Raw genomic sequence first — 25,677 nt, forward strand, 5'->3', positions numbered from 1 at the left:
ATCTTCTCATCCTTTGGCAATCCATTTTCATAAACCTCGACTTCCGCTGGCGGCGTACTGCCCGCAGGTGTTGTACCCTCTGTTTTGTCATTGCTGCTGTTGTTACCGCTGCAGGCTGCGAGTATCGTAAATGTCATCATCGTCGTTAATCCGATCGTCAGAAACTTACCCCAGTTCTTCTTCAATTCATAATCATCCTCTCGTTGAATCTAATAAAATTGGATGTCTATCATCTCTGTCCCCTTAAAACTGACACAAGGCTCTCTCACCCGCCAAGCCCCACCTCCCAAAGGATTTTCACCAACAAACATTATTGTATCCGCTTACATCACTTGTAGAAGAAGACGCAATGCTATCATCTTCAAAATTTGTTTACTGATCGCATTGCGTTCATTTTTGCTCTTCTAAAGATATTTGTGTCTCAAGTGCTTTCTTAATCCATGGCAGTGTTAACCGAAATGCTTGAATCTCCGAAAAGGTTAATCGCAGCTGAATCTTCAAAATGCTGCTCATATCCCGCTTCGCATAAAACATGGCCGGAAAATTCAGCTTCTTCATAATGAATCTCATTCGTCGAATATGAAACGAATTGGAGACAAGAACACATGAGCTGAGCCCTCGGTGGCGGAGAAGTTCTCTACAATTGACTACATTTTGCACCGTATTGCGGGACTGCATTTCCAAAATTAATCTGTCTTCGGCAATGCCCTGCTGGACGATAAATTCTCGCATAAGCTCTGCCTCCGGTCGATCGGATCCAACCGCTCCGCCGGATAGCACCATATATGAGTATTCATGCTGGCGAAAAAGTTGGATAGCCGTATCGAGCCGTTCTTTAAGCAGTGGATGAATGGAACCATCATTAGAACGATAACCAAGTACAATGAGAGCGTCGGCGCTGTCGTGTCGCAGGCTTGCCGTATGTATCCAACAAACAAATACCAATGGGATGAAGAGCAAAACAACGATGATTGAAAAAACAAACCACAAAATCCACATCTGTCATTCACATTCCTTTAAAATTAATCAATATTAATAAATCAATTGCTTTTATTAAAATATTACACTATTCTTAATCTATGTCAACAAATTTCTTACAAAGCGAGGTCATAGTCTTGCACCCTTCAAAAAATACAAGCCACATGCTGCTGAAATCTCTTAATCAACAAAAGGTACTTTATTTAATCTTTTCTGAGGGCTCGATTTCACGCGTTGAGCTTGCGAAAATAACAGGATTGAGTCAACAAACTGTTACCAATATTGTTAATCGTCTGCTTCAAGATGGCCTTATTTCTGAAGGCGAGCATATGCCCTTGGAAGCAGGGAGCGGCAGAAAGAGAGTTTCTCTCTCAGTGAACAGCTCCAGATATTATGCGATTGGCATCGAGGTGGCTGGCAAATATATTCGTGGATGCGTCTATAACTTTCGCAACGAACGAATCTCTTCTACAGAACGCCGCTTTGATATGTATGGGGACCCTGAAAACCTACTCCTTCTATTACAAGGGGTTATTGATGAGCTCCTTCTGCAGGTTCCCGATATTTCAAAGACAAAAGGGATCGGAATCAGCGTGCAAGGTTTGGTGGATTCAAGGCTGGGCATACTGCTGCGCACACCTGGAATTGGCTTTCATAAAATTCCGCTCAAATCATTGCTCGAGGAAAAATATGATCTGCCCGTCTATATTGAGAACGATGTTAATCTACTCGCTGTCAATGAAAATATGAATGGATGCCTCAGTGATTCCACAGACAATATAATATTAAAATTCGATTACGGAATCGGCGGAGCGATATTCTCGGATAAGCGGCTCATATCCGGTTCAACCTTCGTTGCTGGCGAATTCGGACATTACAAAGGGTTTACTGGAACGGATGCTTATTTATGTCATTGCAGAGGCAAGGGCTGCTTAACAACTCTGTTGTCATCAAGCGGGCTCGCAGTAAATACCGGGTATACGTTAGAAGTTTTTAAAGCAGGAGTCCTCTCGGGCGATGAGACAATGGTCCGCTTGCACGGGATTATGAGTGAAGCTATGGCCCTCTCCATCAGCAATTTAGTGACCTTTCTGAATCCTGATCGCGTACTGCTGACAGGCAAGGTTTTAAACGCCTTGGGTGATGACATGGTTACAAAACTCAAAGAGACTATAATCAACAATGTACCTTTAACGAGCCGCGGTGTACAAATCGTACATATGGAGAATATGCCCGATGAAACACTTCTCGCTGCCGGCCTTGTGCTTAAGAATGTCTTCGAAATTCCATTGGAAGCATTATCTTTATAAGTTTCAAAAGATCAGTTAAAAAACCTCCAAACCGGGTAAGTCGGCTTGGAGGTTTTTGTGATCTTATAGATTTGTCAGCTGGCTGCTCCACAGTTGAATCAGCTTTTGTGCCTTTTGCTGGAGTAGAAGCTTGGCCTCTTCCGATATCGATGACGTTAGTTTTTCATTCTGCAGATGCTTAAGGAAATCCTCCAGCTTTTTCACTGCTTGATCATAGTGGTTTTTTTCCCTGTGATGTTCGGCTTGCTCTAATGAATTACCCAATTGTTTGGAAAGCGGACTCTTCACTTCACCTGAAGCAATCCGTTGATTAAGCATACTTTGAAGTGCAGGTAGGCTTATTTGGGTGTGAAAGCTCGACAGCTCTGATGCAGTGCGGCCGCCGAATGAATCCTCTGCCACTGCATACCAATAATAAGTTTTGTCTCCTTCAAGTCCGCTCCATATAGTCTGAGCGATGTCACCACTCTCGCTCTGCACCGGGCTGCCGATCACCTCGCTCGAATATATTCGAACCTCCATCATATCGGTAGCCACTCGTTTCACTCGTGGTGCAAGATCCATTTGCAGTGTCCATTCATCTTTCTCCGGCGCGTAGAAATTATAGTCGTCATAAACCGGCGAATACGTGTTAACGTACACCTGATTCGTTTCCGTATCAAAATGGAACAACTTCAAATAACCGGAACCGCCAGTCACTCCGCCCTCGATACCTTGATAATCGTTAAGCATTTGATAGACATTGCGATCAGCCACGCCATCCTTGTCGTCATCAATAGCGTCTGTTTTTACTGCGCTACCGGTGTAATGGCCGCTGATGACCATTATGACATTCGGGTTCGGCACGACTACTCCATTGAATAACATATCTCCCGTAGTCGAGCGGGCTGCGCTATTCGTTAAATATTCGTGAAACACAAGTACAGCTTTTCGTTCAGGAAATTGCTGCAACACCTGATTCATCCAAGCCATGTCCTCATCATTTACGCCCCAGCCCATATATACGAATATAAAGTCATTACCATTTGCCGAAATCAAATCATAATGGCCACGATTATCTTTATAAGACTCACCATAACTTGGCTGATTCTTAAAACGATCTTCACCAAAATACTTGGAAAACATAGAATAGTCTGGTTCTGAGTTAGCGCCCCCGTCGAATACATCATGGTTTCCGGCCACTACCCCATAAGGAATCTCAGCATCCTCGAGCACTTTCATATACTTGTCCGCCCGGTCCCACTGATCCGTGTTAGCAGCGAAATTGATAATATCTCCAACATGCGCGACGTAGCGAATATTCATTGCTTCCTTATTGTCGCGAATCCATTCCACCTGAGACTGGAAATATTCCGGAATAATTTCAGCATAAAGTTGCGTATCCGGCATAGCTACAAACGTAAAATCATAATCATCCGGACCTGGTATCAGGTCTTGAACAAGTACTTGAACGAATCCGTCTTTAGCATAGTCTGCCGCAATCACAGACCCGGACAGCGTAAAATCCTCCTCCGAAGGAGCGATCATCGATGCCAGCGATTTCCATTCACCAAGTAAGTAATTCCATGCATATAGACTTACCTTCCTACCCTCTAGAGAGTGCCCTTCCCAGTAAAGCTCAATACGATCACTAGCTCCGACAGACTCACCAACCTCCACCTCGAATCGTTGGTAAGGAAACTGCTCAGTCGAATCCGTCGTCACATATTCATTATCAGAAGCAGCAAGCCTTGCTTTCTCTTCTTCAGAAAGAAGTAAATCTCCTGAAGAAGCTATTGTAAGAGGAGGCTCTCTGTCTACAGCATTGGAATAAGCTTTTACGGCTTGGCTTACGGAGTTAATCCGTTCCCCTCGATAGAAGGTAACCTGCATCGGATCGCCTGTAGGATCTTCCACCCTCGCCTGCAGTTCAGCTACCGGTTCAACATCGGTCATACCATCCGCCGGAGCTAGCAGAACCGGCTTGTTTGGGTGCTCCTCAACCGTCACGAAATGAATGGTTTTCTCAGTGACTTGTCCCACATTATCCTTTGCTTTCATATACAGCTTATGTTCTCCCGCTCTTAAACCTGCAGAAGAAGCAGCAAATGGAGTTTGAATGGCCTTTCCGTCCAATGTCACAGCGAGCGATGAGATTTGAGATACGGCATCGTTTGCCTGCACCTCAATTGTGAAATCACCCTTGTAAGCTCTCCCTTCCTCTATATTGGTATGAATGATGGGACCATTGTTGTCCACAAGAACATGGGCGACATCACTTTGACCGCTCTCAGCTGTAAGGGTAACTAGATGAGGACCATCAGCAGCTGCAGCTGTGTTCCAATGATATGAAACTGCATTCCATTTATTTTCCGGTATGGTGAATTCGAAATACACGATTGGCAAAAACCGACCGTTATCACCCATATCAAAATTTAACGTTGGGCTCGCGTACTGTGGATCACGCAGCTCTGTACCATCTGCTAGAATAAGTCGCACATTACGAATATCAAAGTCGTCAAGCCCGCCCTCCGGTGCATGCTCATAATACGGTTTGCTCACGGAGCCTGCCCGGATCGCGATGCGGTTCGGCGATGTGGAACGGAACAGCTCCGGATTTACAGGGATGACCACCGTCGTATAGTTGGTCGTTTTTAACGGAATGATACCCAAAACCTCACGGCCAAATGTCACAGCACTCTGCCCATTGTCTATTCCATTAGCCTCAAAAACGAAATAGGACGGCTTATCTAATGCCTTATCCACACCTGATTTCTCTATCCATTGGTTTTCCGGAATATCGAAGTTGAAATGGACAATCGGCAAAAAGCGACCGTTATCCCCCATGTCAAAATTAGTCTCAGGCCCATATTGCGGATCTCTAACCTCTGTACCGTCACCAAATACTAGTCTTACATTACGAATGTTGAAATCATCCAGATCCGCCTCAGGGACATCCTCGTAATAAGGCCGTTTGGTTGAGCCTGCCTGAACGGAAATCGTATTCGTCTGCCCGTATTTAAATAAATCTGGGCTCATCGGCACGGTAACTGTTGTATAATCAAACGTTTGATAGGGTATGATTTGCACAATCTCACCATTTACCGTGATCGCGTTCTGTCCGGCATTAATGTCATGGGCCTCAAAAGTAAGATAAGCCGTTTCTGCAAGTCCCATTTTTGAACTTGCTCCTTCTATCGATAGAGTTAATTCCTCCGATGCAATGCCATTACCCGATCCGATAATGATCCTCTCGCCTGACAACACATCAGCATCTTTCACATTCAATAGGGGGACGTTCGGTTCTCCCAGCAATGAAAGCTGAGCAGTACTTGTCTCCGTCATATTTGTTCCGTCAGATGATCGAAAGAAATAATCTATTGCTGTGCTGCCATACCATTCTGTGAAAGGAAGAGAATAATGGAATAAGCCATCATTCCCTCTGGCAATATGGGCTGATTCAAAATTTTGTTCCCCAGACGTTCTATAATGGAGCGTCACTGTCTTCAACAATTGGTCATCGCTGGCTTCTGCAGTAAATACGATCGGCTTCGTTAGATCGGGTGTCGAGGTGCTTGTTAGATCTTCTATTGTCGGCGGCACCTGATCTGGATAAAGAATCACAGGCTCAACCGGTACTTGTCCGGGCTCAAGACTGCCTGGTGTAGCTCGTACTTTGGTCGAACTGAGCAGCTTCATCTCATTCGTATTTGGGTCTGGGGTTGTATAAATGATGCCCATATCTGGCTTCGTATCGATGACTCCTTTGTTGTAGCTGGCTTTCACAATGTCTTGCCCTGTGCTGGTCGCTACCGCAATCGTACGTTCACGGAGATCATTCATCCCGCTTGGGATGCGGACTATGTTCACGTTCTCAATAAGATTTGTCCCGTAGTTCGCATTAAAATCAGCGACTGTACTGTTTGAAACATTTTCGGATGTCTTTCCCCAAAGCACTAGTGTCTGCTGAGGCGGTATGACAACAGCAACAGAGGGCCTCCAGTGCAGATCATTTGATTCCCCCGGGTACCGGTAGACGACCATATAATCTCCAAAGTCAATCGGTTGATTTGTATTGTTGTATACTTCCACATACTCGTATGCATCCTCGTTGCCGACATTTGTAGAATCAGGGACGAGCTCTGTTATAAGCAGTGCTGGGGCGGTGTTCGAGCTCTGTATTCCGAATGTGTTTGATGCTGCATAACCAGTAGGAAGTAAAGAAACGCTTAGCATAGTTGCTGTTAAAAAAATAGATAACTGATATTTCCATTTTTTCGCTACCATGGACCTTTCATCTCCTCTTGTCATTGATCATCCTTTATCCTATCTGCAGACCTATTGAAACCAATAATTGTGATTGCCTCCTCCTCCCTTTAGAAGGGTAAAAGGGAATTGGGAACTCGGATATTACTCCTTTTAATTTATTAATCAAATTGATGTATTAATATTTGATAAATGTAGGATTAATGAGTTGTACGCCGCCTTTTTACCGATCCATCATGTCTCTCCTGCTTTATACATAAGCGTTTCGACGAAAATAATAGCTGAACATATTGCCCACCTCCTTACATTTACGCAGTGTAGACTCTCTCAAGTCATGTCTGTCACTAATTTTCGCTATTCTAATTGAAATTCCTCTTTTTAATAATTTTATTTTTCAAAATTACGTCATGCCTGTATTTACTTTGATTTTGATTTTTATTCTGTCGCATTTGATTAATTAATTCTTACAACTTTCACTCTTGACAGCTGTAATAGCCAAGAATACACTGTTAATCATAATTACCCAGACCTAATGTCAAGGAGCGATTATCGTATGATAAACCAACGTCCTTTAGTATTAGCGCATAGAGGTGCTTCAGGAGAAGCACCGGAAAATACAATTGCGGCATTTAAACTTGCACTTGATCAGGGCTGCGATGGCTTTGAGTTAGATGTTCACCTCTCCAAGGATGGGGAAATTGTCGTCATTCATGATAGCACAGTAGATCGAACATCGGATGGAAAAGGAAAAGTTAAGGAAATGAGTTTAGAAGAGCTTCGACGCTTGGACGTTGGTGGAAAATTCAATTCAGCCTTTGCTGGAGAGCGTGTTCCAACGCTAGAGGAAGTATTCCAGCTTGCTCCTCCCCACATCATAATCAATGTGGAGATGAAAGGCGGAATCGGATCTGGCATGGAAGAAACGCTCGTCGCATTATTACATAAAACAAATCGATTAGAAACGGTTGTTGTCTCTTCATTCGACCACAAAGGTTTAGCGTCTCTTAAGTTAATTGAGCCAAGCATTAAAGTTGGTCTTCTTTATCATCTTCGTACCGCACATCATTGGAAACTGCCAGAAGTTGCTGGCTTCGAACCGTATTCATTACATCCAAACATGGGCTGGCTGGATGTAGAAGATGCTGCCGCTGCACTTGAGAAGGGCTGCATAATCTATACATGGACTGTGAACGATGAGGATAGCATACAACTAGCCATCTCTTACGGTGTGCAAGGGATCATATCCGATTACCCCGAACGTGTGCGCAGGCTCCTAAATAAATCTTAATCCACATCAGACCGCAAAAAAAATTAACCGTCCATTTTCAAAATAGACGGTTTTTTTATTTAAGATTTTTGAAAATCAAAGCAGATATATATGCAAACTTGCTAGATCGTACGCTCAAACGAATATTTTAATTAAATAATGCTCTATTACCCCGTACGGAACTTCCCTTTAGCTGTAAAAGTCGGTAAAATGGGATAAGAGTTCTCATGCTACATAATGAAATACAAGCAGATTCCATAATAGAAAGGAATATTCTAATATGATTATTCAACCGAAAACACGTGGTTTTATTTGCACGACTGCTCATCCCGAGGGCTGCGCTAGCCAAGTACAACGTCAAATTGATTATGTAAATGCACAACCATCCATTGAAGGACCGCGTAATGTCCTCGTAATCGGTGCTTCTACAGGTTATGGACTTGCTTCACGCATCGTATCTTCATTCGGTGCTGGCGCTAACACAATTGGTGTTTACTTCGACAAAGCAGCTGAAGGAGCACGTACGGCATCCGCAGGCTGGTACAATTCTGCTGCTTTTGAAGAAGCCGCTGCTGCTGCTGGCCGCAAATCTTTCAGTATCGTAGGCGACGCTTTCTCTGATGAAATCAAAGCCAAAACGATTGATCTGATTCGCACTGAGCTTGGAACCATTGATCTTGTTGTTTATAGCGTAGCTTCACCGCGCCGTACTCATCCTAAGACAGGCGAAACCTTCTCATCCGTAATTAAACCGCTAGGCGGCACATATTCAAACAAAACCGTAAACTTCCACACCGGGGACGTTACACAAGCAACAATCGAGCCAGCTACAGAGGACGAGCTTCGTCAGACGATTGCAGTAATGGGCGGCGAAGACTGGCAAATGTGGATCGATGAGCTGCAAGCTGCTGGCGCACTAGCAGAAGGCGCAACAACCGTTGCTTATTCCTATATCGGACCTGAAATTACTCATGCTGTTTACCGTGAAGGTACAATTGGCGCTGCCAAAAACGACCTTGAAGCTACTGCCAAAAATCTTCATTCACAGCTTGGCGCAACAGGCGGACGCGCATTTGTTTCAGTCAACAAAGCACTTGTTACACAATCAAGCTCTGCCATTCCAGTTGTTCCGCTTTATATTTCCGCACTATACAAAGTGATGAAAGAAAAAGGCATCCACGAAGGCTGTATCGAGCAAATGTATCGACTGTTCTCTGAACGTCTTTACGGAAAACAAGAAACGCTTGTTGATGAGCGTGGACTTATCCGTGTCGATGATTGGGAAATGAGACCAGAAATCCAAGCAGAGGTTGCTGAGACTTGGGCTAAGCTGACAACGGAGAACGTGTACGAGCTTTCTGACCTGGAAGGCTACCGCCGCGAATTTTTCCAGCTGTTCGGCTTCGAAACCGATGGCATTCAGTATGAGGCTGACGTTAACCCAGAAGTGAATATTCCTAATCTACGTTAATTCACTTTTCTCTCTAACTAAAAGGACCCTTCATTCGATTAATTTCTCGAATGAAGGGTCCTTTTTTTCATTTCCCATTTCCCCCCCGTTTAAAGCGGAAAATAAGATATAAAGCCATACATACACAAAGAATAACAGCTCCAATAATAAGACGGTCATCCTTACCTTGAGTCTCTATTTCCTTCTGAACACTCTCTACGAGGTTCTTAGTCGCATCTGTTGCCTTGGGAGAGTTGATTACGATACTTGAATCTACTTCAAGCTTTTGCAGCAGCTTCTCCACATCAGCCGTTGAATAAAATCTTGAAGTTGTCGATCCATCCTTTAAGAGAATAAAGCCCTGATGGACGCCAGTGATTTCATAAAGCTCCCTACCAACTCCCGCATTCTCGTCCTTAATCAGAAGAAAAAGATATCGCGCACCCTTCTCCAGCTTCCCTTCATCGGACCACTGCAGTACTTTCACGGATAACGTATTCCCTTTAGTCGGTTCACCTTTAAAGACCCCATCCACTTTAACTTTGTAAATGAGCTTGTTATCCTCCGTCTTTTTGCTGCTCATTACTGTGCCGGTAAGAATTGTATCTGATAGCTCAGACAGCTCATCGAGCGGATAAACAGCAAAGTCCAGCGCCTGTGCTGACTGATGTCCTGCGAATAGCAGTGCTATGCAAATGGCAAGTCCAACTACCATTTTAGACAACCTTTTCATTGTACCACCCCTCTTTTTAGACGCGTTCCAATGATAGATGTTGCATCCCTCATCCATTCAGACAAAAAAAACCGCCGAATGACCCTCGTCGTCATCAGCGGTTTCTTTTTATTTAGTTAATCTCCACTTTCACATTTGCAAGAAAATCGAACATGGAGCGAGCTGTAACCTTACCTGCCTGAGCTGACTTGCTCATCGGTTCACCGCTAGCCCGCAAACGATATTCTACCGTCTTCGCTACACCGGGAATAAGATCGAAGAAGTTATCAGAGAACATGCCCTCATTTTCACCTGTAAGCCAAACCTGCTTCACAAGTACATCCGTCTCAAGTGAAAATTTCGTTCCACCGCTTCCTTCAACCTCTTTTATCTGAATCGTACCAGCGGAAAGCTTCTGATCCTTCACGTTAACGAAATACATACTCTTACTGTCAACAAGCTGACCCGCATTCGTGAGCTCAGCATACAACACAACACTACCTACATCGCTGCCCATTAACCACTCTTGTTCATTAAGCGTAAAGACGATAGTCGAGCTATTCCCCTCTACAGCAACTGGGATGGATACCTCTTTTAGCTTCATGCCCGTAAAATCATACAGTGTCACGCGCAGTTCACCAGCTAAAGAAGACAACTTATCTGTAACTACAAATATATTTGCAGTTCCGTTATCCGTCCGATCGAAAGATAGCATCGTATCGGCAAAGCTGTTTTTCGCGAAATACTGCATCGCTTTCCATTTGCCATAGTAGTCCATGCCCGACCATGATGCGACTGGCCAGCAATCGTTCATTTGCCAATAAAGCGTGCCCATACAATAAGGCATTTTGCGGCGATGCGCCTCAATTGCCATCTTCATCGCCTCAGCTTGAAGCACTTGGCTCATATAAAGGAAAGAAGGAAAATCCTTAGGCTCGCTCATATAAATATCCATGTATTCCTTAATTAATCGATTGCCATCACCATTCTTCTGGTGAGCTCGCATGACTTTCGATTGGAGCGCCAAGTCCTCTTCCTGAGCAAAGGTCATCACCGTATCATATTCAGGGAATGACTGGAAGCCGTACTCACTCATAAAGCGTCCAATTTTCAAATTATAGTTCTCAAAGGGCTCAACCGCATGCCATACACCCCAGTAATGCACATCGCCCTCTGTGGATAATGGATGCGCATGCTGATTCTCATCTTCTGAAAGTGATATAAGCGGTGAGGATGGCCAATATTCCGTTCCTGGTGCAAAAGTCTCAACGGCTTTAGGGAGGATCTGGTGGAAGATCCTCACATAATCATTCCAAATTACGTCTCGTTGCTCCTTGGTGTAATCCTTCTTCCAGCCCCATCCACCATTCTCATCATACTGAGCCCAAGCAGAGTCTATCTCATTGTTTCCGCACCACAATACAATTGATGGATGATTGCGGAGGCGCTTAACATTCTCCTCCGCTTCCATACGAACATTATTCAGGAAGGCTTCGTCACCCGGGTACATGCTGCAGGCAAACATAAAGTCCTGCCAAACTAATAAACCATATTCGTCGCATAGCTCATAGAAGACGGACTGCTCATAAATACCGCCTCCCCAAACTCGCAGCATATTCATGTTAGACTCCACCGCCGTTACGATCTCATGCCGGTATCTTTCATCCGTCACGTCGGTAATAAAACTATCATTGGGAATATGATTCGCACCTTTTGCGAACACGGGGACACCATTTAATTCAAAATAAAAGCTAGCTCCCGCAGCATCTTTATCTCTAACTAGTTTGATGGAGCGCAAACCTGTTCGTACCGTTTTTGAGGCGAGCGTTAGATCATTTCGAATCAGTTCTGCAGTGAAGACATACAGGTGAGCATCTCCTAATCCTCTGCTCCACCATAGCTTCGGCTGGTTCATATGAATAGGCAGCTCAATGACATTCGAACCTGGATTCAAACTTACCGTTTGCTCCCAAATTTGATTCTCTGTACCGATTCGCAGCAACCCGTTCCATGCCTGTTCGGATTCAATTTCAACGGTAGCTGTAAGAAAGGCTTCAGATGCAGAGACCTTATTTTGCTGGATGTAAACATCCGTTATTTTGCTCTGTGACCAGCCTTCTAATCTGGCCTCACGCCAAATTCCGCTCGTAACGAAACGCGGGCCCCAATCCCAACCATAGTGATAGGGTGCTTTTCTGGCAAATATACTAATCTTCTGATCACCAAGTCCGCCGAGCTCTGATTGATCATTCGACGCCGGCAAATTATAGCCTAGCTTTTCGATTTTGGGCAGATCCTCTTGAATCGGTGATCGGAAGCGTATCAATAGATGATTAGCTCCCTCTTGTACAATAGCTTTCACATCCGATTTCCACTCTCGAAACATATTGTCAGCAGATAGCACATGTTTGCCATTCAAATAAACGTCAGCATATGTATCCAAGCCGTCGAATACAAGCTCTAATGCTGACTCGTTTAATAGGCTCTCTGACACGTGAAAGCTGGTTTCATATTCCCAGTTTATTTTGTCAATCCACTGCAAATCATGCTCATTTGTCGCATAAAATGGATCTTTAATAACACCATTGCGCAGCAAATCCGTATGCACGCACCCCGGCACAACGGCACTCATCCATACCTTCTCTTCACAGGCTTTGAACTTCCAGTTATCTAGTACCAGCTTCGTTTCTCTCATTGTATCCTCCCAAAAGGCTTGCGCGGCAAACCGTTATCGTTAGTAGTATGAAAATAAGTTCTCTTACCGCTCTTTATTTACTGCTTATTCGTTCCCTTTATCTCCTCCATAGAGATTAGGAAGCTCATCTAGTGTGACAACATTCTTGTGATTAAACACATGATTGAGGAATGTCTCATCATTATGCTTGCCATCGATTAAAAATTCACCAGTCCATGTACTGAACCATCCCCAGTTTGCACCGTATTGCACCATCAAATCAGGATCTGGAATGGAACCATTTTCAGTTAGAGCAACTATTTTCTTGTTTTTCACGAGTGCGGCTAAGCTATCGTAGCGATTGCTTACCGGACTATGATCGCCTGCTTCAGGATAGCTGTCTACGCTAATAATATCGACGACATCATCTCCCGGATACCAATCCGGCGACTCTGAATTCCATATCCAAATGAGATTGTTCAGCTTATGCGTATTGACGAGTCTGTCATATAGGATACGATAAAGCTGCTTAGCAGGTTCCGGTCCCTTCGCTCCCCACCAGAACCAGCCGCCTTCAGCCTCATGCAAGGGTCGGAACAATACGGGGATCCCTTTATCCTGCAATCTGCTTAGATGCTCTGCGATGACATCCATATCCCGAAGCAAAAGCTTATAATCCTCTGATTCCGGATGAGCTAAAGCATATTCGAGATCGAAGGTAACTGAGTCGGTATAAAATCCTCTCCACCACTCCTTGCCTGGCTCATCCATTAGCCCCTTAGGCGCATTCCAGTGCCAGAGGAAGGTCACAATTCCGCCTTGCTTATGCCAGTTCATAGCACTCTCAATTTCATAGGATTGCGAGCCATGCTCCACTCTTGAAGGCGTATATTCGATCAGATCGAAGCCAACTATCGCTGGTTTTTTCCCCGTAACCTTAAAGAGCCAATCCGCATTGTCCAGTCCCTGTTGCCCAGAAATCATCTCTTTGCCATAGGATTTAGCCAAGTACTTCATCAACGATTTTGCTTCCGCGTTCGCATTAGGATTGACGAGCTTATCAGAAACTTCATGTCTTGGGGAAGCCTTCGTTTTCTGCAGCTTCAGATAATCAATATCATAATAGCCCCAGCCCCGTTTCAGGCTGATTGTGTTCTCTCCCTCGTTCAGCCACATTTTGCCTACAGGCACCTCTGCAAACAGACTGCTTGCTGCGAGTGAAAACTGTCCAGCAGGGTTTCCGTTCAAGGCAAGATCCGCTACCTTGTCGCCGCTAGTTGAACGATAACTGATCGTAACGCTGTAAAGCGAGGCTTTCTTAGCCGTAACCGTAAAGGTCAGCATGTCACTCTCATCTGTAAAACTCGTGACGAAGCCAGCTCCAGAAAACCCTTCCGCACTTTGAGAGATTGTTGTACCTGTCAGTTGTCCATCCTCTGCTTCATAGATCGTAATGGGAGCCTCCTTCTTTCCAAAGACCACGCCGCTTATGATGGCAGTCGCGCATAGCATCGCGACACCTGCAACTGCCCCAATTCCAAAAATCATACGTTTCCTCACTGCTACGCGCATCATTCCTGTCTCCTATTCATCCTGCTTCATAAGCATCTGAAATTCGCGCCCAACTAGCCGATAATTCCTGTGCGTTCAATGCTTTCTACAAAGTAACGTTGAACAAGCAAGTACAAAATAATGAGCGGAACAATCGCGAGCAAAATACCTGTATCAACAATCATCGCAACATGATTGGGATCTGCCTTCACATTAGCTCCGCCAACACCCATCAGCGTTGGGATAAGCTGATTAGCCTGAGCTGGCAAGGAAGCAACCTTGAGCGGTATAAGTGAGGATTCGCTCATGAACAACGATGTAAAGAAAGTATCATTATACTGCCAGACGAAGCAGAACAAGACGACTGTCAGAATAGGTGAAACAGCGTTAGGCAGCATAATGCTGAAAAATGTTTTGACACCGCCAGCCCCATCAATTAGAGCCGCCTCTTCAATTTCCTTTGGCATCCCTTTAAAAAATTGGCGGAAGATATAGATGAACAATCCTGCCTTTAGGCCTATAGCCGTAGCCGACGTAATAATAGACGGCCAATACGTATTCAGCAAATTCACGCCTTCCTTACCTGTAAACAATTGGATCAAGCCCATAATATCAAAGCTTCTAAAATGCAGGTACATCGGCACCATCAACGTACTTGACGGAACAAGTATCGTCAAAATAACGAGACCAAACAGAATGTTGCTGCCTGGGAAAGCAAATCTTGCAAAGCCGTATCCCGCCAATGCGCATGAGGCTGCTGTCAGCAATGTGGTAACGACAACGAATAGCAGTGTATTTCCAAGCATCGGAAAATAGTCTAATATTCTCATCGCCATTTTAATGTTATCGAACGTAAAGTTAACCGGAATCATATAAATCGTAGGATTATAAATATCCTGTTTATCCTTGAATGCAACAGAAATTTTCATCAGCAGTGGATAAATGATTATAAATGAAATACCGATGACGAGCAGGTAGCGAAAAATAGCGTACAGTGTATCAACGGTCTTATTCCGCGCCTTCTGCAGACGATAGATTCGCGCTTCATCCCGCTCAGCTTTGATAGCCTCCATATGCGGATTCCCTCCTTTGCCTTTCGCTTAGTTGTAATGAACTCGCTTAGAAAGCACGACTCCGATAACAATGAGAATCACACTGACAATGATCGTATAAATCCATGACATCGCGGAGCTGAGACCAAAGTTTTGTGTCTTGAATGCTGTCGTATAGATGAGGTCTGTCACTTCACTGCCCGTGAATGAATCGATAATCGTATAAATGACATTAGTCAAAATGAGCGGACTCACCATCGGAAACGTAATTTTCCAAAAGGATTCATAAGCAGTCGCGCCTTCCATCTTCGCAACCTCGTACATCGTACCCGGCACCGATTGCAGCGCTGCGAGAAAAATAAGAATTTGGACGCCGGAGCTCGTAATAATTTCGTAAATCCGCATAACCGCTCCAATAATGTAATCAATGAAGGATAGTGGCAGGCCGACCTCTCGAAGCATCATGACCATCGATGAAATATTATAGACCGAGGTCGTTTCACCCATCTCATTCACGACGCTCGCATCACCCATCAAGTTGATAAGACCAGATGATTCTGCCGCAGCAACCGCATTTGAAGCCAGTATAACCGGTAGAAAGAAGATAGCTCGAGCTAGTACTCTGCCTCTGTACTTTTGATTCAATAGCGTTGCTGAAAAGAGACTGAAAAATAAAATCATAGGCACATTAAGCGCCATTTCCGAAATGGACTGTGTCAAAATTCGGTTGAAACTGGCATCCACGAACAAAGCATCTGAAAAATTGCTCCAGCCTCTATACTGCAGTTCATAGCCCCCAGGAGCAACAACCAGCTTGCTTAGGCTGAATCTTATGGATTGTATGAGCGGTGTTGCGAAAAGAAAGATAAAACCAAGCAGCCAAGGCGCAATAAAGGCTATACCAAGCAGTGAACGCTTGCGATTTAGTGTAAGTTTGATGCCGTTCATGAGCGTTCACCGCCTATCCAATAATTTTGAGCCTCGACCTTTTGTCCATTCACGTTAACCGCTTTATCGGAATAATTGACGATTACGGATTTTCCGTTATCATATTGCACTTCAATTACACCTTCCTGAAGCTTCATACGATTGATCATCTTAGCCTGACTTACTTGTGAGAGCACTTCATTCGTTTCCTTGTACATAGAGACAGCCCCAGCATACCAGTCCTTATAATACGTCGAGAACAAGGTATCAAAATGGGTGTATTTCACTTTAGAGGAGGATTGATTCGTCCAGCTAAAATGTGGTGCCGCACCAAGCTCGATGGAACGAAGCTGCTGTGTACGCATATCCTGCTCATCGCTTAAATTAACTGCAATACCGCTGTAATTCACGAACCCATGAATGACCATTTGATAAAAAGGAATTTCTTCATCGGTAATCTTAAAACCGCTAGATGAAGTCGGAATGTTTATCAAATGCTCCGCGTAAGGCCAAGCATAAGCATTTGCATCGGACAACATAACAGAGTCTACTCCTTCACTTACTTTGCCAAGCTGCTCTTCAACAATCTGCTTGGACGTTTCGCGGTGAATAACGCGGCTGTCACGATAATCAGAAGTCAGTAGACCTCCTAAATCACGAAGTGATACGCCTCCCATACCTAAGCTTTCATAACGCTTCATGAATTCATCGACGTAATACGGAAGCTTGCTAGGTGAGAGCAGATAATAAGATCCAAGCGTAAAATCCATTCGATTAAGCGCTCGATTGTAGGGATACAACTCCGCTTGCTCCTTCGTAACGAATCTTGCAGCATCCGAAAATGGTGTAAAGCCTCCATCATCATGGTACATTTGCTGCAAGGCAACATCCGGATACAAAGCTCCGCCGGACTCTTTCAACTGCTTGGATAGTCCGATAAACTCAGTTTTACTGCCAAGCACGCCATCGATACTAAGCTTCACTGGCGTTTTATGGTTGACCCCTTTGCCAAACCAGCCTAAGTAGCGCATCTGCAAGCGTTCAATGCCATCTGTCTTTAATTGATCTGCCATTTCTGATGCTTCCTCGAAGCTCGTCATCGACATCATCGATTGATAGGGCACGCCAAGAAAAGATTTTCGTTTATCAATCGAGCCTGTAATATCCAGATAGAAAGGAATGTCACTTTCTTCCTTCAGCGGTTTAAGCGATCCAGCCTCTACCAATTTACTCTGGTATAGCTCCGCCATTCCAGCGTAGTTTGCCTTATCGCTTGCAAGGAAACTGTAGCGTACTTGAATATCCCCTTTGTACATTTCTTCATTAAGAAGCTGAATTTCTTGAATTTTGTTACCGGTATACAGCTCCAGCTCATCTTCTCCTCTTAGCGCGAAGCTGCTGTGTACGTAGTTATACGAATTTTTTCTTCCGCTAATGTCAGCGGTTATACTGGCAATGGCGTCGCCTTTCTCGATAACAGCAAACCATGCCGCATCATTTGCTTTCACGCCGAACACAGGCATATGTGCATTTTCGCTAACCTGACCCCTTCTCCAGCTATTATCATTGGGATCTGCTCCGTACACCTTCTGAACATACTGCTCTTCTTTTACTTTACCGTTGTTCAGATGAATGATGCTGCCGGAGCCGTCTGGGACAACCATATACCCTTCATTGTCTTTACCTGCTGCTCCGAAGAAGTTCAGCACCTCAAGGCTGCGAATTTGATACTTCCCGCTTTCCTTCACTTGTGCAAGCGGAATCGAAGCAACGAGTGAATCTTGTTCAAGTCGATACTCCAGCGGAATAACAAAGTTTGCTTTAGAGGAATCTCCTCCTCCTCCAACCCCGTTCTCCTCATTGTCTTGAGCAAGATCTTCCTCCGTATAGCCGGCCGTTGCGAAGGCAGCTAACATCTTGTTCAGAACAAGCTGCTTAGCAATTTGACCATCCAGCCTCTCCAATAATTCCGGATTGCTCGCGCTCGGATAGTAACGTGCTGATACATATTTGGCTGTTGCTGCATCAAGCTTAGAAATGACCTTTTCTTCCAATCTCGTTTTGTTAATAAGCTTTGGCAGCGCATCGATACCAAGAGACATGTCTCCAATCGTATAGGTGATGCGTATACCGTTTTCAATACTCTCAGCTGCAAATTGCTTATTGCTAATGCTTCGTCCAAAGTTCGTGTACGTATCCAACGTTCCAATTGCATCTCGAAACAATACGGTTACCTGAGAGGACAATACCTCCTTCTCATAAGGAGAAGCAATCGTATCCTCATTCCGATTCGATGGATTACTGTACCAGATCTGCCCTTGTCGTTTGTCGAGGACGGCTATTTCAGTCGTATCCGAGCTGTAATAAAGCGATAGCTTTGCATTATCCGCCACCAGCTTCATGCCCGGCACACCTGCCGTTTGATCAGGCAGTGTCTTCAGCTCTGTTCCACTCTCCAGCTCCGCGGACTGCTTCGAGTAAGTTGCCGCTTGAATGGCTGGCGCTCCACGGTTCGCGAAGATGAAATAACCGACCAAGATAATAACTGCTACGGCACAGGCCAGCGCCGCAACCAACATTTTTCTATTTTTCACAGGTGCGGCCTCCTTTACGTACGGAAAATAATCTCTCGATAGATATTGACGATAAACTCATATATTTGCTGCAGCATGCTGAATACCAACGCGCCAAGAAAGACAATAATGCCCATAACAAGTATGGTCAGCCCCATCGTGACAATTGTTTTGAGCGCTGTATATTGATGGACCGTCATCGTTCCAACGAATAGGAGCGCCAAAAACCATATAAAAGCTATCGTTGTCAGCAAATAATAGAATGCAATTTCTTCCTTCACCATAAACCGGCTAATGATGGTCATTGGAATATAAATAAGAACGATTGGAACAAGCGCATAGCCTGTCGCCATCACAATTTCCTTAAACTTTCCTTCACCCTCCATTAAGGTCGTAATCGACCAATTGGATACACACCAGAGAAAGAATGGGAATACGATTGTGAGCAGCTCCGTCACACTATTCAAATAACGCAGATCATTGTAATTCACGAGAAAGCCTGCGAATTGCTTTTGCAAAATGATTGAAATGACAACCATAGCTAACATAATCAGCGCAACGCGCACCTTGCCTTTGCCGTCATACTTCAAATCCCAGAAGCCATCAAATGGATGTACAATTAAATGCAGCGGAAACGTTAGGTAATCCTGCTTCATGAGATATTGCCCTCCTTAACGATTTGAGTACCAGAATTAGGCTGCAGCGGCTTCCGCTTCTTTCTCCATTTGCCTGTCAGCTTAAATGCAGCCCATACCGCAATCAAAATCATTAGTACGGTTAACAAGGTTCCAAAATGCTCCTTCATAACCTCGCGGCGATAACGTTTGAAAGCAACGGAATAATGTTTGCGATCCATGCCTAATTTGAAATATTCAATGGCTTCCTTGTTGTTCTTCTCCATAAGGAGCGACTTTCCAATCCCGATATAAGCGATGTCATAGTTAGCATTCAATCGCAGAACTTCCTCCCAGATTGGAACAGCCTTCGTATCTTCACCTAAATAATGAAGCTTCACAGCTTCATTAACGCTGGTGCCAAACTTTGTTGGTTCAAACACAACGATACTTCCCTTGCCTCGATCAAGTACGACTCGATGATTGCCAACCTGTTCGATAGCAACAGGAGTTTTGAAGGTACCATCCTGATTGCCTTTGCTGCCATATACATAAAGCAGATCACCTTCATCGTCATAGGTGAAAATCTTGCCTTGTGTCATATCAAGCACACTGTACATGCCATTGCCAAGCACCTTTACATCGATGAGCTTGGAAGGTCCAACGGATGGACGAAACCGAATGTCTCCTTTGACGTCAAAGTATCCAAATCGCTTAAGCACATCTTCACCAGAAGGATTTAGTCTTTTCACCGGTTCTTGTGAATCAGGATCAATATTCGTCGCATAGACGAAGCCTTTCTCGTCAATATCAATATTGGAAAACTCGGTAGGGATAAATAATACCATTTGGGCCTTCTGAGCCTTCGTTGAGAATAAACGCCAGAAGATTTCCGTATAATCCCGCAGCACCTTATTTGTACCGACATATCCAATAAACAGACCCGCTTCATCGAATTGCATAATCCCCTCATAGACACCTCTTGCAACAGCATAAACTCTCTTCGCTTTGTCCACGGTGATCTTTACAGGAAAAAAAGTAAAACCTTCCGGTAAAATATCCGATTCCGGGTGAGCGATGATCATCTTCAGCTCACCTTCGCTTGTCAAAACAACAATACGTTGGTTCTCGGTATCAGCGACATAAAGATAACCATCTCCATCTGCGTATACCCCCGACGGACTCTTGAAGCTATCCGCATTGCCTCCATTATCAAAGCCAGTTATCACACGTTTAACATTCCACATCTCATCCAAACAGATGATGCGATTATTCCCGCTGTCTACAATGTAGATCAGTCCATTTGCAACGACCATATCGCTTGGCTCTAATAACTCCCCAATGCCTAAATCAGTACCGCTAATCGACTGCTTAGGGACATAGGCTGCGGGAGCAGGTACTGCTTCCTTCCAGTAATTGTAGTTATAGCTCTCATATGGCGTCGACGCTGCGGACACCGGCGCTACCGCTGCAGAAACGAACAGTAGGGAAGCCGCTGCGAGAACGAGTATCCATTTTTTCGCTGCCAATTGCCTTCCCCCTTAATCTTTCATTCCTGATGTAGCCATCGTTTCAATAATCCGACTCTGTGAGAATATGAACAACGTAATCGGAACACTCATCAGAATAAGCGCAACAGCTGCCGCCGCTCCAGCACGAGAAACACCGCCCTGTATAATCTGATTGGCTGCAAAATGAAGTGACTTAAGCTGCTCGCTGTAGATAAAGCCGTTACCGTCACTGCCCCAGAGAATTTGGAATAATAAAATAATAAGCGTTAGCCATGCAGGCTTAACGTTTGGCATGACAATCGACCAGAAGATGCGATATTCACTCGCACCGTCAATTTTCGCCGCCTCTAGAAGCACGTCAGGAATTTGCTCCATAAATTGCTTCATTAAATACAGACCAAGTGAATAGGCGAAAGCAGGTATGATAACTGCCCAATACGTATCAATGAGACCAATCCATGACATGATCATATAGGTTGGGATCGCTGTTACCGCTGGCGTGAACATGAGTGAAAGGACGACGACGGTAAACATCATTTTCTGTCCTGGAAACTTATGCTTCGCTAGAGGATAGGCTGCAGCCGATGCCAAAATGACATGTCCGATAATACCCATTCCCGTAATGAATACCGTGTTGAAAATATAACGTGAGAACGGCACCCATGAGCTGCTTAGTAAATTGACCAGATCAATGAAATTGTTAAAGGTCGGATTTCGAACAAACAGCGTCGGTGGAAACATGAAAATTTCATCAAGCGGCTTGAATGCGTTGTTGATCGCATATACAAGCGGCAATATCATGAATGAGCCAAATGCCGCCAGCAGTAAAAACAATGAGAAGCTGCCCCAGAATGATCGGTTTACCCTTTTCTTCCGCATCGCAAATGAGAAGTTCATATGCTCATTCACCTACCTTACGAAGAAGTTTTTGAACGATAAGGTTCGTTCCCACCATGATCATGAACAGCACGGTAGCGATGGAGGAAGCGTAGCCCATTTCAAAACGGGTCGTACCGAAATCAATGAGATGCGTAACAATTGTCTCCGCTGCATAGTTGACGCTCGGGAATCCCGCAAGCGCTATCGATACGTCAGCGACAGCGAAGGCGGTCGTAAGTTGTATGACCGCTCCGAACATAAGCTGCGGCCGCATCGACGGCAAAGTGATATACCATAGCTCCTGCCAGCGATTCTTAATTCCATCAACTGCTCCAGCTTCATAAAGCGTCCCGTCAACCGTCTGCAAACCGGCGATAAAAGCAAGGAATCCGGTACCGAGGCTTAGCCACAGCTGTACGAGGATGACGATTGGCAATATATATTCTTCTTTCTTCAGCCATTGGAGGGGCTCCAAAATTAGCCCCCATTTGATCAATAGTCCGTTAGCGATCCCATATCGGTCACCTGAAAAAATCATAAGCCAGATGAAAAATACGTTGCCTGAAATGGATGGCGCATAGAAAACGAGTGTCATGACCGCTCTAAGCTTCGGAGACAGTTCATTAATAATCCATGCGAATATAAAACAAGCAATGTAGCTAATAGGACCTGTAATAATGGCAAACAGCATCGTGTTTTTTATGGCGATCAAGAACACGTCATCTTCCAAAAACAATCTCGTATAATTTTGCCAGCCGATAAATCTTGGGAATTCCAGCATATTGAAATACGTAAAGCTTAGTATGATAGAAATGACGACCGGCACGATCGTAAAGACAGCGAACAAGATCATATACGGTGCCAGCAAAACATACGAATGCTTATTGGCTTTCACTTCCCGCAATTTCAGGCTCCACCAATTTTGCATGCTTGACCCTCCCCCATTATTGCGACAAGCCGAACTCTTTACGTTTGGTTGTAATCTCATCTTGGATGTACTGCACATAATCCATGATGGATTCACGCGCTTCTACTTGACCAACTACTGTTTTATAGAAAGCATTAAAGAGATGGCGTCCTGTGAAATAACCGCCCGGCACCTCAGGAATACCTTGAACCCACTCGAATTGCGCTTTCAGGTTTTCATAGTCAGCGACTGGCCACGGCAGACTGTCCAACGCTTTAATGTTAGCTGTCGGATAGCGAGCAGCAGCTCCCATTAAACCTTCCATCTCGCGTCCAAAAACAGTTTGTGTTGCATCACTCGTCCACCATTTCATAAATTCCCAAGCGGCATCCTTATCCTTGGCTTTCTCCAACATAACAACCGCACTGCCTCCGCCTGGCACTTCACGATTAATGCTTCCATCCGTTTGCACCGTTCCTGGTACTGGGGCAAAACCCCACATGCCTCGAATTTCCGGTGCAAATACGGACAACTGATTATAGGTCGTATAATCCGCAATACCGATCGGCATTTGTCCTGTGCGGAACCGGTTGGCAAAGTCATATTCCCTCTCCAGCTTGTAATCGGTATAAAGCTCCGTCCATTGCTTGAACGTTTCAATACCGGTACGTGAATCCAAATCAGATTGTGCTCCGCTATTTCGATAGAAGGAACCCCCATTTTGAAATAGAAGAGCAGCATACATAGAGTTCGGCGGCATATTCTGCCCTTGTACAGCGGATTGAATGACCTGCGGCATTCCGAATTCCATATGATTTTTACTAAGCACCGCAAGAAGATTGGATACATCATCCCAAGTCTGCGGAACCTGCAAGTTAAGCTCCTTCAAGACATCTTTGCGATAGAAAAGCATGTTGAATGTCTGCGTTTCAGGCAAGGCAAATACGCCATCTACATAACTAAACGGAACTAACGAGCTGGGACGGAAGCGTTCTCTCACTTCTTCGAAATCAGTGAATTGCGTTAAATCTACGGAGGCATTCCTCATGGCGAAATTAACAGGAATATCATTGTCAATTTGCATCGCTACATCAGGTCCTTGGCCTGCTAATGTAGCAGGAAGCAGCGTTCCCATATTAACAAGCTTTAAATTTACATTTATGCCTGTAGTTGAAGTAAAGGTTTCATCTATCATTGCTTTCATCGTGTTCGCTTGATCACGGCCGCTGCCGATCCAAACGGTGATAGAGCGTTGATCCTTATCCTCCGCCACGTTTCCAATTTGGTTATAGTCAGTAAAGAAAGAGGATACAAAAGTTGATGCTTCATGCTTAAGCTTTGCACCAAAGCCCATTCCTTTTTTCGGGAATTTCACATCTGGTGAAGCGACATATAGGGTGTCGATTTCAAGCGGCTGTTCTCTCGCTTTTTGAACCCAAGTACCAAGTCCGCCAGTATTCGTCTTATAAGCAGCAAGTCTTCTTGGAATGGTATCCGGCTTATCCATCATTTCGTCCAGTTGGAGAGACATCGTTTTGAGAAGCGCTTCCTGATCACTAGATTCACCTGATAGGCTGACCAATTTCTTGGCAACAGCTTTGAGCCGATCACTTTCCTCTTCAAATACTTTAAGCAAGTCAGGAATTTTACGATCAAGCTGATAATCGCGGTACTCATCCGGCTTAGTTCCCGTTATCATTAGAATTTTGCGATACATGGCGTTCAAGTTGTAAAGAGTGCTTTCTACCTCACGTATTAAAGGTGCAAACTCACCTAAGCTCGCTTCAAGCCTCAGTACATGTCTGCCCTTCTCCAAACGATATAAGTAAGGATCTGTTCCACCCATTACATCAAGGCGATAACTGCTCTTATAGCGGAATGCCACTTGCTCCATTTCTTGAAAAGGGATTTCTCCGTCGATCGTCAGCGTGCGGGTCGAGTACATACCTCGAACAAAATTTTGCTGCGATTTGAAAGCAATTTTGTACAATCCGGTTTCCGGCACATCAACTTCCCATTCCATCCACTGTCCAGGAATGCGCCAATTAAAACCGCCAATTGTATTGATTTTTATTTTTGAAGCGCTGTAGGGATAAACGGCAGCGCTTGAGCGTTCGCTTAGAGGATACAAGGTTGGCGATGATTTGGCGGTCGAAGCTTCACCCTCGACTGTAATAAGCAGATCTGAAGTAGCTTTAATTCCTTCCGATTGATCCTTTTTATTAACCTCTTCATACGTTGATGGCGTTAGCTGCTGACTTAGTTTTAGCTGCTTAATAACCATTGGTTCCCTTGTCGATTCCAGTGTGATCGTATGCGTGCCCCCATCAAAATAAAAGAGAAACGGCATATCCTCATACCCATCGGAATCTTTAAAAGATTTCTCGCTCCATCTTGGCGTCTCTAATTGTCTTGGTCTGAGATCATTGCCTTGATTATCCTGTACAATCTGCTCTTTTTCATTGTTCCAAATACGGTCAAACTGTAAGTATGTCGCTTCCTTGAAAGGACGCTCTCCGTCGATACGCAGTGAACGCTCAATCGCAGAGCTCTTGCCCTCAATTGGATAGTAGAGCAAAGACATTTCGTATAGTCCTGCTTCAGCAATGTCTACCTTCCATTCCACTTCTCCTGCCTCAGCAGTCAAAAGCGAGGTGCCTGTCATGCCTTCATATTGCTCCAGCTTCTGAAAATCGCTCCCGCTTACGCGACTATAATCCGCAGCTTCAACAATAATTTCCGTTGTTGGTCTTGCCTTATCCTTATATGCTTCAATATATTGCACGTAAGGTATTTCATCGGAAGTGGATAGATCGATAGGAGCCTCCTCTTCTATTGCATCCGATGAAATCGCCGCCACGTTAGAAGTAGCCAGCACAGCTGAACCGGCTGGAATGAATAGAAATCCGGCCATCGCAACGAGTAAAAAATTTTTTGATAGCTTCATTAGCTTTACACTGCTTATCACCAGAGGTCCTCCTTACAAGCGCGAACACTCTCTCCCTCCGTCGGCGGGGAAGCTCACGC

The 25,677-nt window shown here is 44.6% G+C and carries 16 protein-coding genes and 1 pseudogene; 3 read left to right on the forward strand and 14 right to left on the reverse strand.

The features are described from left to right. Positions 1 to 185, reverse strand: a pseudogene (locus AC0YOD_RS24915) (ABC transporter substrate-binding protein); the annotation flags it as partial. A 205-nt stretch (positions 186 to 390) separates the two neighbouring features. After that, positions 391 to 999 (reverse strand): YdcF family protein, encoded by a 609-nt coding sequence (locus tag AC0YOD_RS24920; protein WP_475802042.1) that lies wholly within the window; start codon positions 997 to 999, stop codon positions 391 to 393. A gap of 116 nt (positions 1,000 to 1,115) precedes the next feature. Between AC0YOD_RS24920 and AC0YOD_RS24925 the strand changes: the two genes are divergently transcribed. Next, complete coding sequence (locus AC0YOD_RS24925; protein ID WP_475802043.1) at positions 1,116 to 2,288, forward strand: ROK family protein; 1,173 nt, start codon at positions 1,116 to 1,118, stop codon at positions 2,286 to 2,288. A 63-nt stretch (positions 2,289 to 2,351) separates the two neighbouring features. On the opposite strand, the gene AC0YOD_RS24930 is transcribed toward AC0YOD_RS24925, so the two are convergent. Next, complete coding sequence (locus AC0YOD_RS24930) at positions 2,352 to 6,554, reverse strand: lamin tail domain-containing metallophosphoesterase family protein (protein WP_475802044.1); 4,203 nt, start codon at positions 6,552 to 6,554, stop codon at positions 2,352 to 2,354. Positions 6,555 to 7,086: 532 nt separating this feature from the next. Between AC0YOD_RS24930 and AC0YOD_RS24935 the strand changes: the two genes are divergently transcribed. Next, on the forward strand, positions 7,087 to 7,821 hold the full coding sequence (locus AC0YOD_RS24935) for a glycerophosphodiester phosphodiesterase (RefSeq protein ID WP_475802045.1): 735 nt from the start codon (positions 7,087 to 7,089) through the stop codon (positions 7,819 to 7,821). Positions 7,822 to 8,080: 259 nt separating this feature from the next. Then, positions 8,081 to 9,271, forward strand: coding sequence for an enoyl-ACP reductase FabV (fabV, locus tag AC0YOD_RS24940; protein ID WP_475802046.1), 1,191 nt, complete (start codon positions 8,081 to 8,083; stop codon positions 9,269 to 9,271). 67 nt (positions 9,272 to 9,338) lie between these two features. On the opposite strand, the gene AC0YOD_RS24945 is transcribed toward fabV, so the two are convergent. The 11 genes from AC0YOD_RS24945 to AC0YOD_RS24995 form a co-directional block, all read right to left on the reverse strand. Beyond that, complete coding sequence (locus AC0YOD_RS24945; protein ID WP_475802047.1) at positions 9,339 to 9,983, reverse strand: hypothetical protein; 645 nt, start codon at positions 9,981 to 9,983, stop codon at positions 9,339 to 9,341. A gap of 112 nt (positions 9,984 to 10,095) precedes the next feature. After that, positions 10,096 to 12,657, reverse strand: a complete 2,562-nt coding sequence (locus AC0YOD_RS24950) for a beta-mannosidase (RefSeq protein WP_475802048.1) — start codon at positions 12,655 to 12,657, stop codon at positions 10,096 to 10,098. A gap of 84 nt (positions 12,658 to 12,741) precedes the next feature. Next, positions 12,742 to 14,208, reverse strand: coding sequence for a glycosyl hydrolase (locus tag AC0YOD_RS24955; protein WP_475802049.1), 1,467 nt, complete (start codon positions 14,206 to 14,208; stop codon positions 12,742 to 12,744). A gap of 53 nt (positions 14,209 to 14,261) precedes the next feature. Continuing rightward, entirely contained in the window at positions 14,262 to 15,260 is a 999-nt protein-coding gene (locus tag AC0YOD_RS24960) for a carbohydrate ABC transporter permease (RefSeq protein WP_475802050.1), read from the reverse strand. A gap of 27 nt (positions 15,261 to 15,287) precedes the next feature. Then, positions 15,288 to 16,187, reverse strand: coding sequence for a carbohydrate ABC transporter permease (locus tag AC0YOD_RS24965; RefSeq protein WP_475802051.1), 900 nt, complete (start codon positions 16,185 to 16,187; stop codon positions 15,288 to 15,290). Further along, a complete protein-coding gene (locus AC0YOD_RS24970) occupies positions 16,184 to 18,760 on the reverse strand; it encodes a DUF5696 domain-containing protein (RefSeq protein WP_475802052.1) in 2,577 nt (858 codons plus the stop codon). The genes AC0YOD_RS24965 and AC0YOD_RS24970 overlap by 4 nt, the downstream gene beginning before the upstream one ends. A 14-nt stretch (positions 18,761 to 18,774) precedes the next feature. Next, a complete protein-coding gene (locus AC0YOD_RS24975; RefSeq protein ID WP_475802053.1) occupies positions 18,775 to 19,395 on the reverse strand; it encodes a YIP1 family protein in 621 nt (206 codons plus the stop codon). After that, the gene (locus AC0YOD_RS24980; RefSeq protein WP_475802054.1) at positions 19,392 to 20,882 is read right to left on the reverse strand and encodes an NHL repeat-containing protein; all 1,491 of its coding nucleotides are present in this window, start codon (positions 20,880 to 20,882) and stop codon (positions 19,392 to 19,394) included. Before AC0YOD_RS24980 ends, AC0YOD_RS24975 begins: the two co-directional genes overlap by 4 nt. A 12-nt stretch (positions 20,883 to 20,894) precedes the next feature. Beyond that, positions 20,895 to 21,743: a carbohydrate ABC transporter permease gene (locus AC0YOD_RS24985; RefSeq protein ID WP_475802055.1), complete on the reverse strand. Its 849-nt coding sequence runs from the start codon at positions 21,741 to 21,743 to the stop codon at positions 20,895 to 20,897. A 22-nt stretch (positions 21,744 to 21,765) separates the two neighbouring features. Further along, a complete protein-coding gene (locus AC0YOD_RS24990; RefSeq protein WP_475802056.1) occupies positions 21,766 to 22,671 on the reverse strand; it encodes a carbohydrate ABC transporter permease in 906 nt (301 codons plus the stop codon). A 16-nt stretch (positions 22,672 to 22,687) separates the two neighbouring features. After that, positions 22,688 to 25,597: an extracellular solute-binding protein gene (locus AC0YOD_RS24995; protein ID WP_475802135.1), complete on the reverse strand. Its 2,910-nt coding sequence runs from the start codon at positions 25,595 to 25,597 to the stop codon at positions 22,688 to 22,690. Positions 25,598 to 25,677: the final 80 nt, after the last annotated feature.

The sequence above is a fragment of the Paenibacillus sp. J31P13 genome (assembly GCF_056269295.1).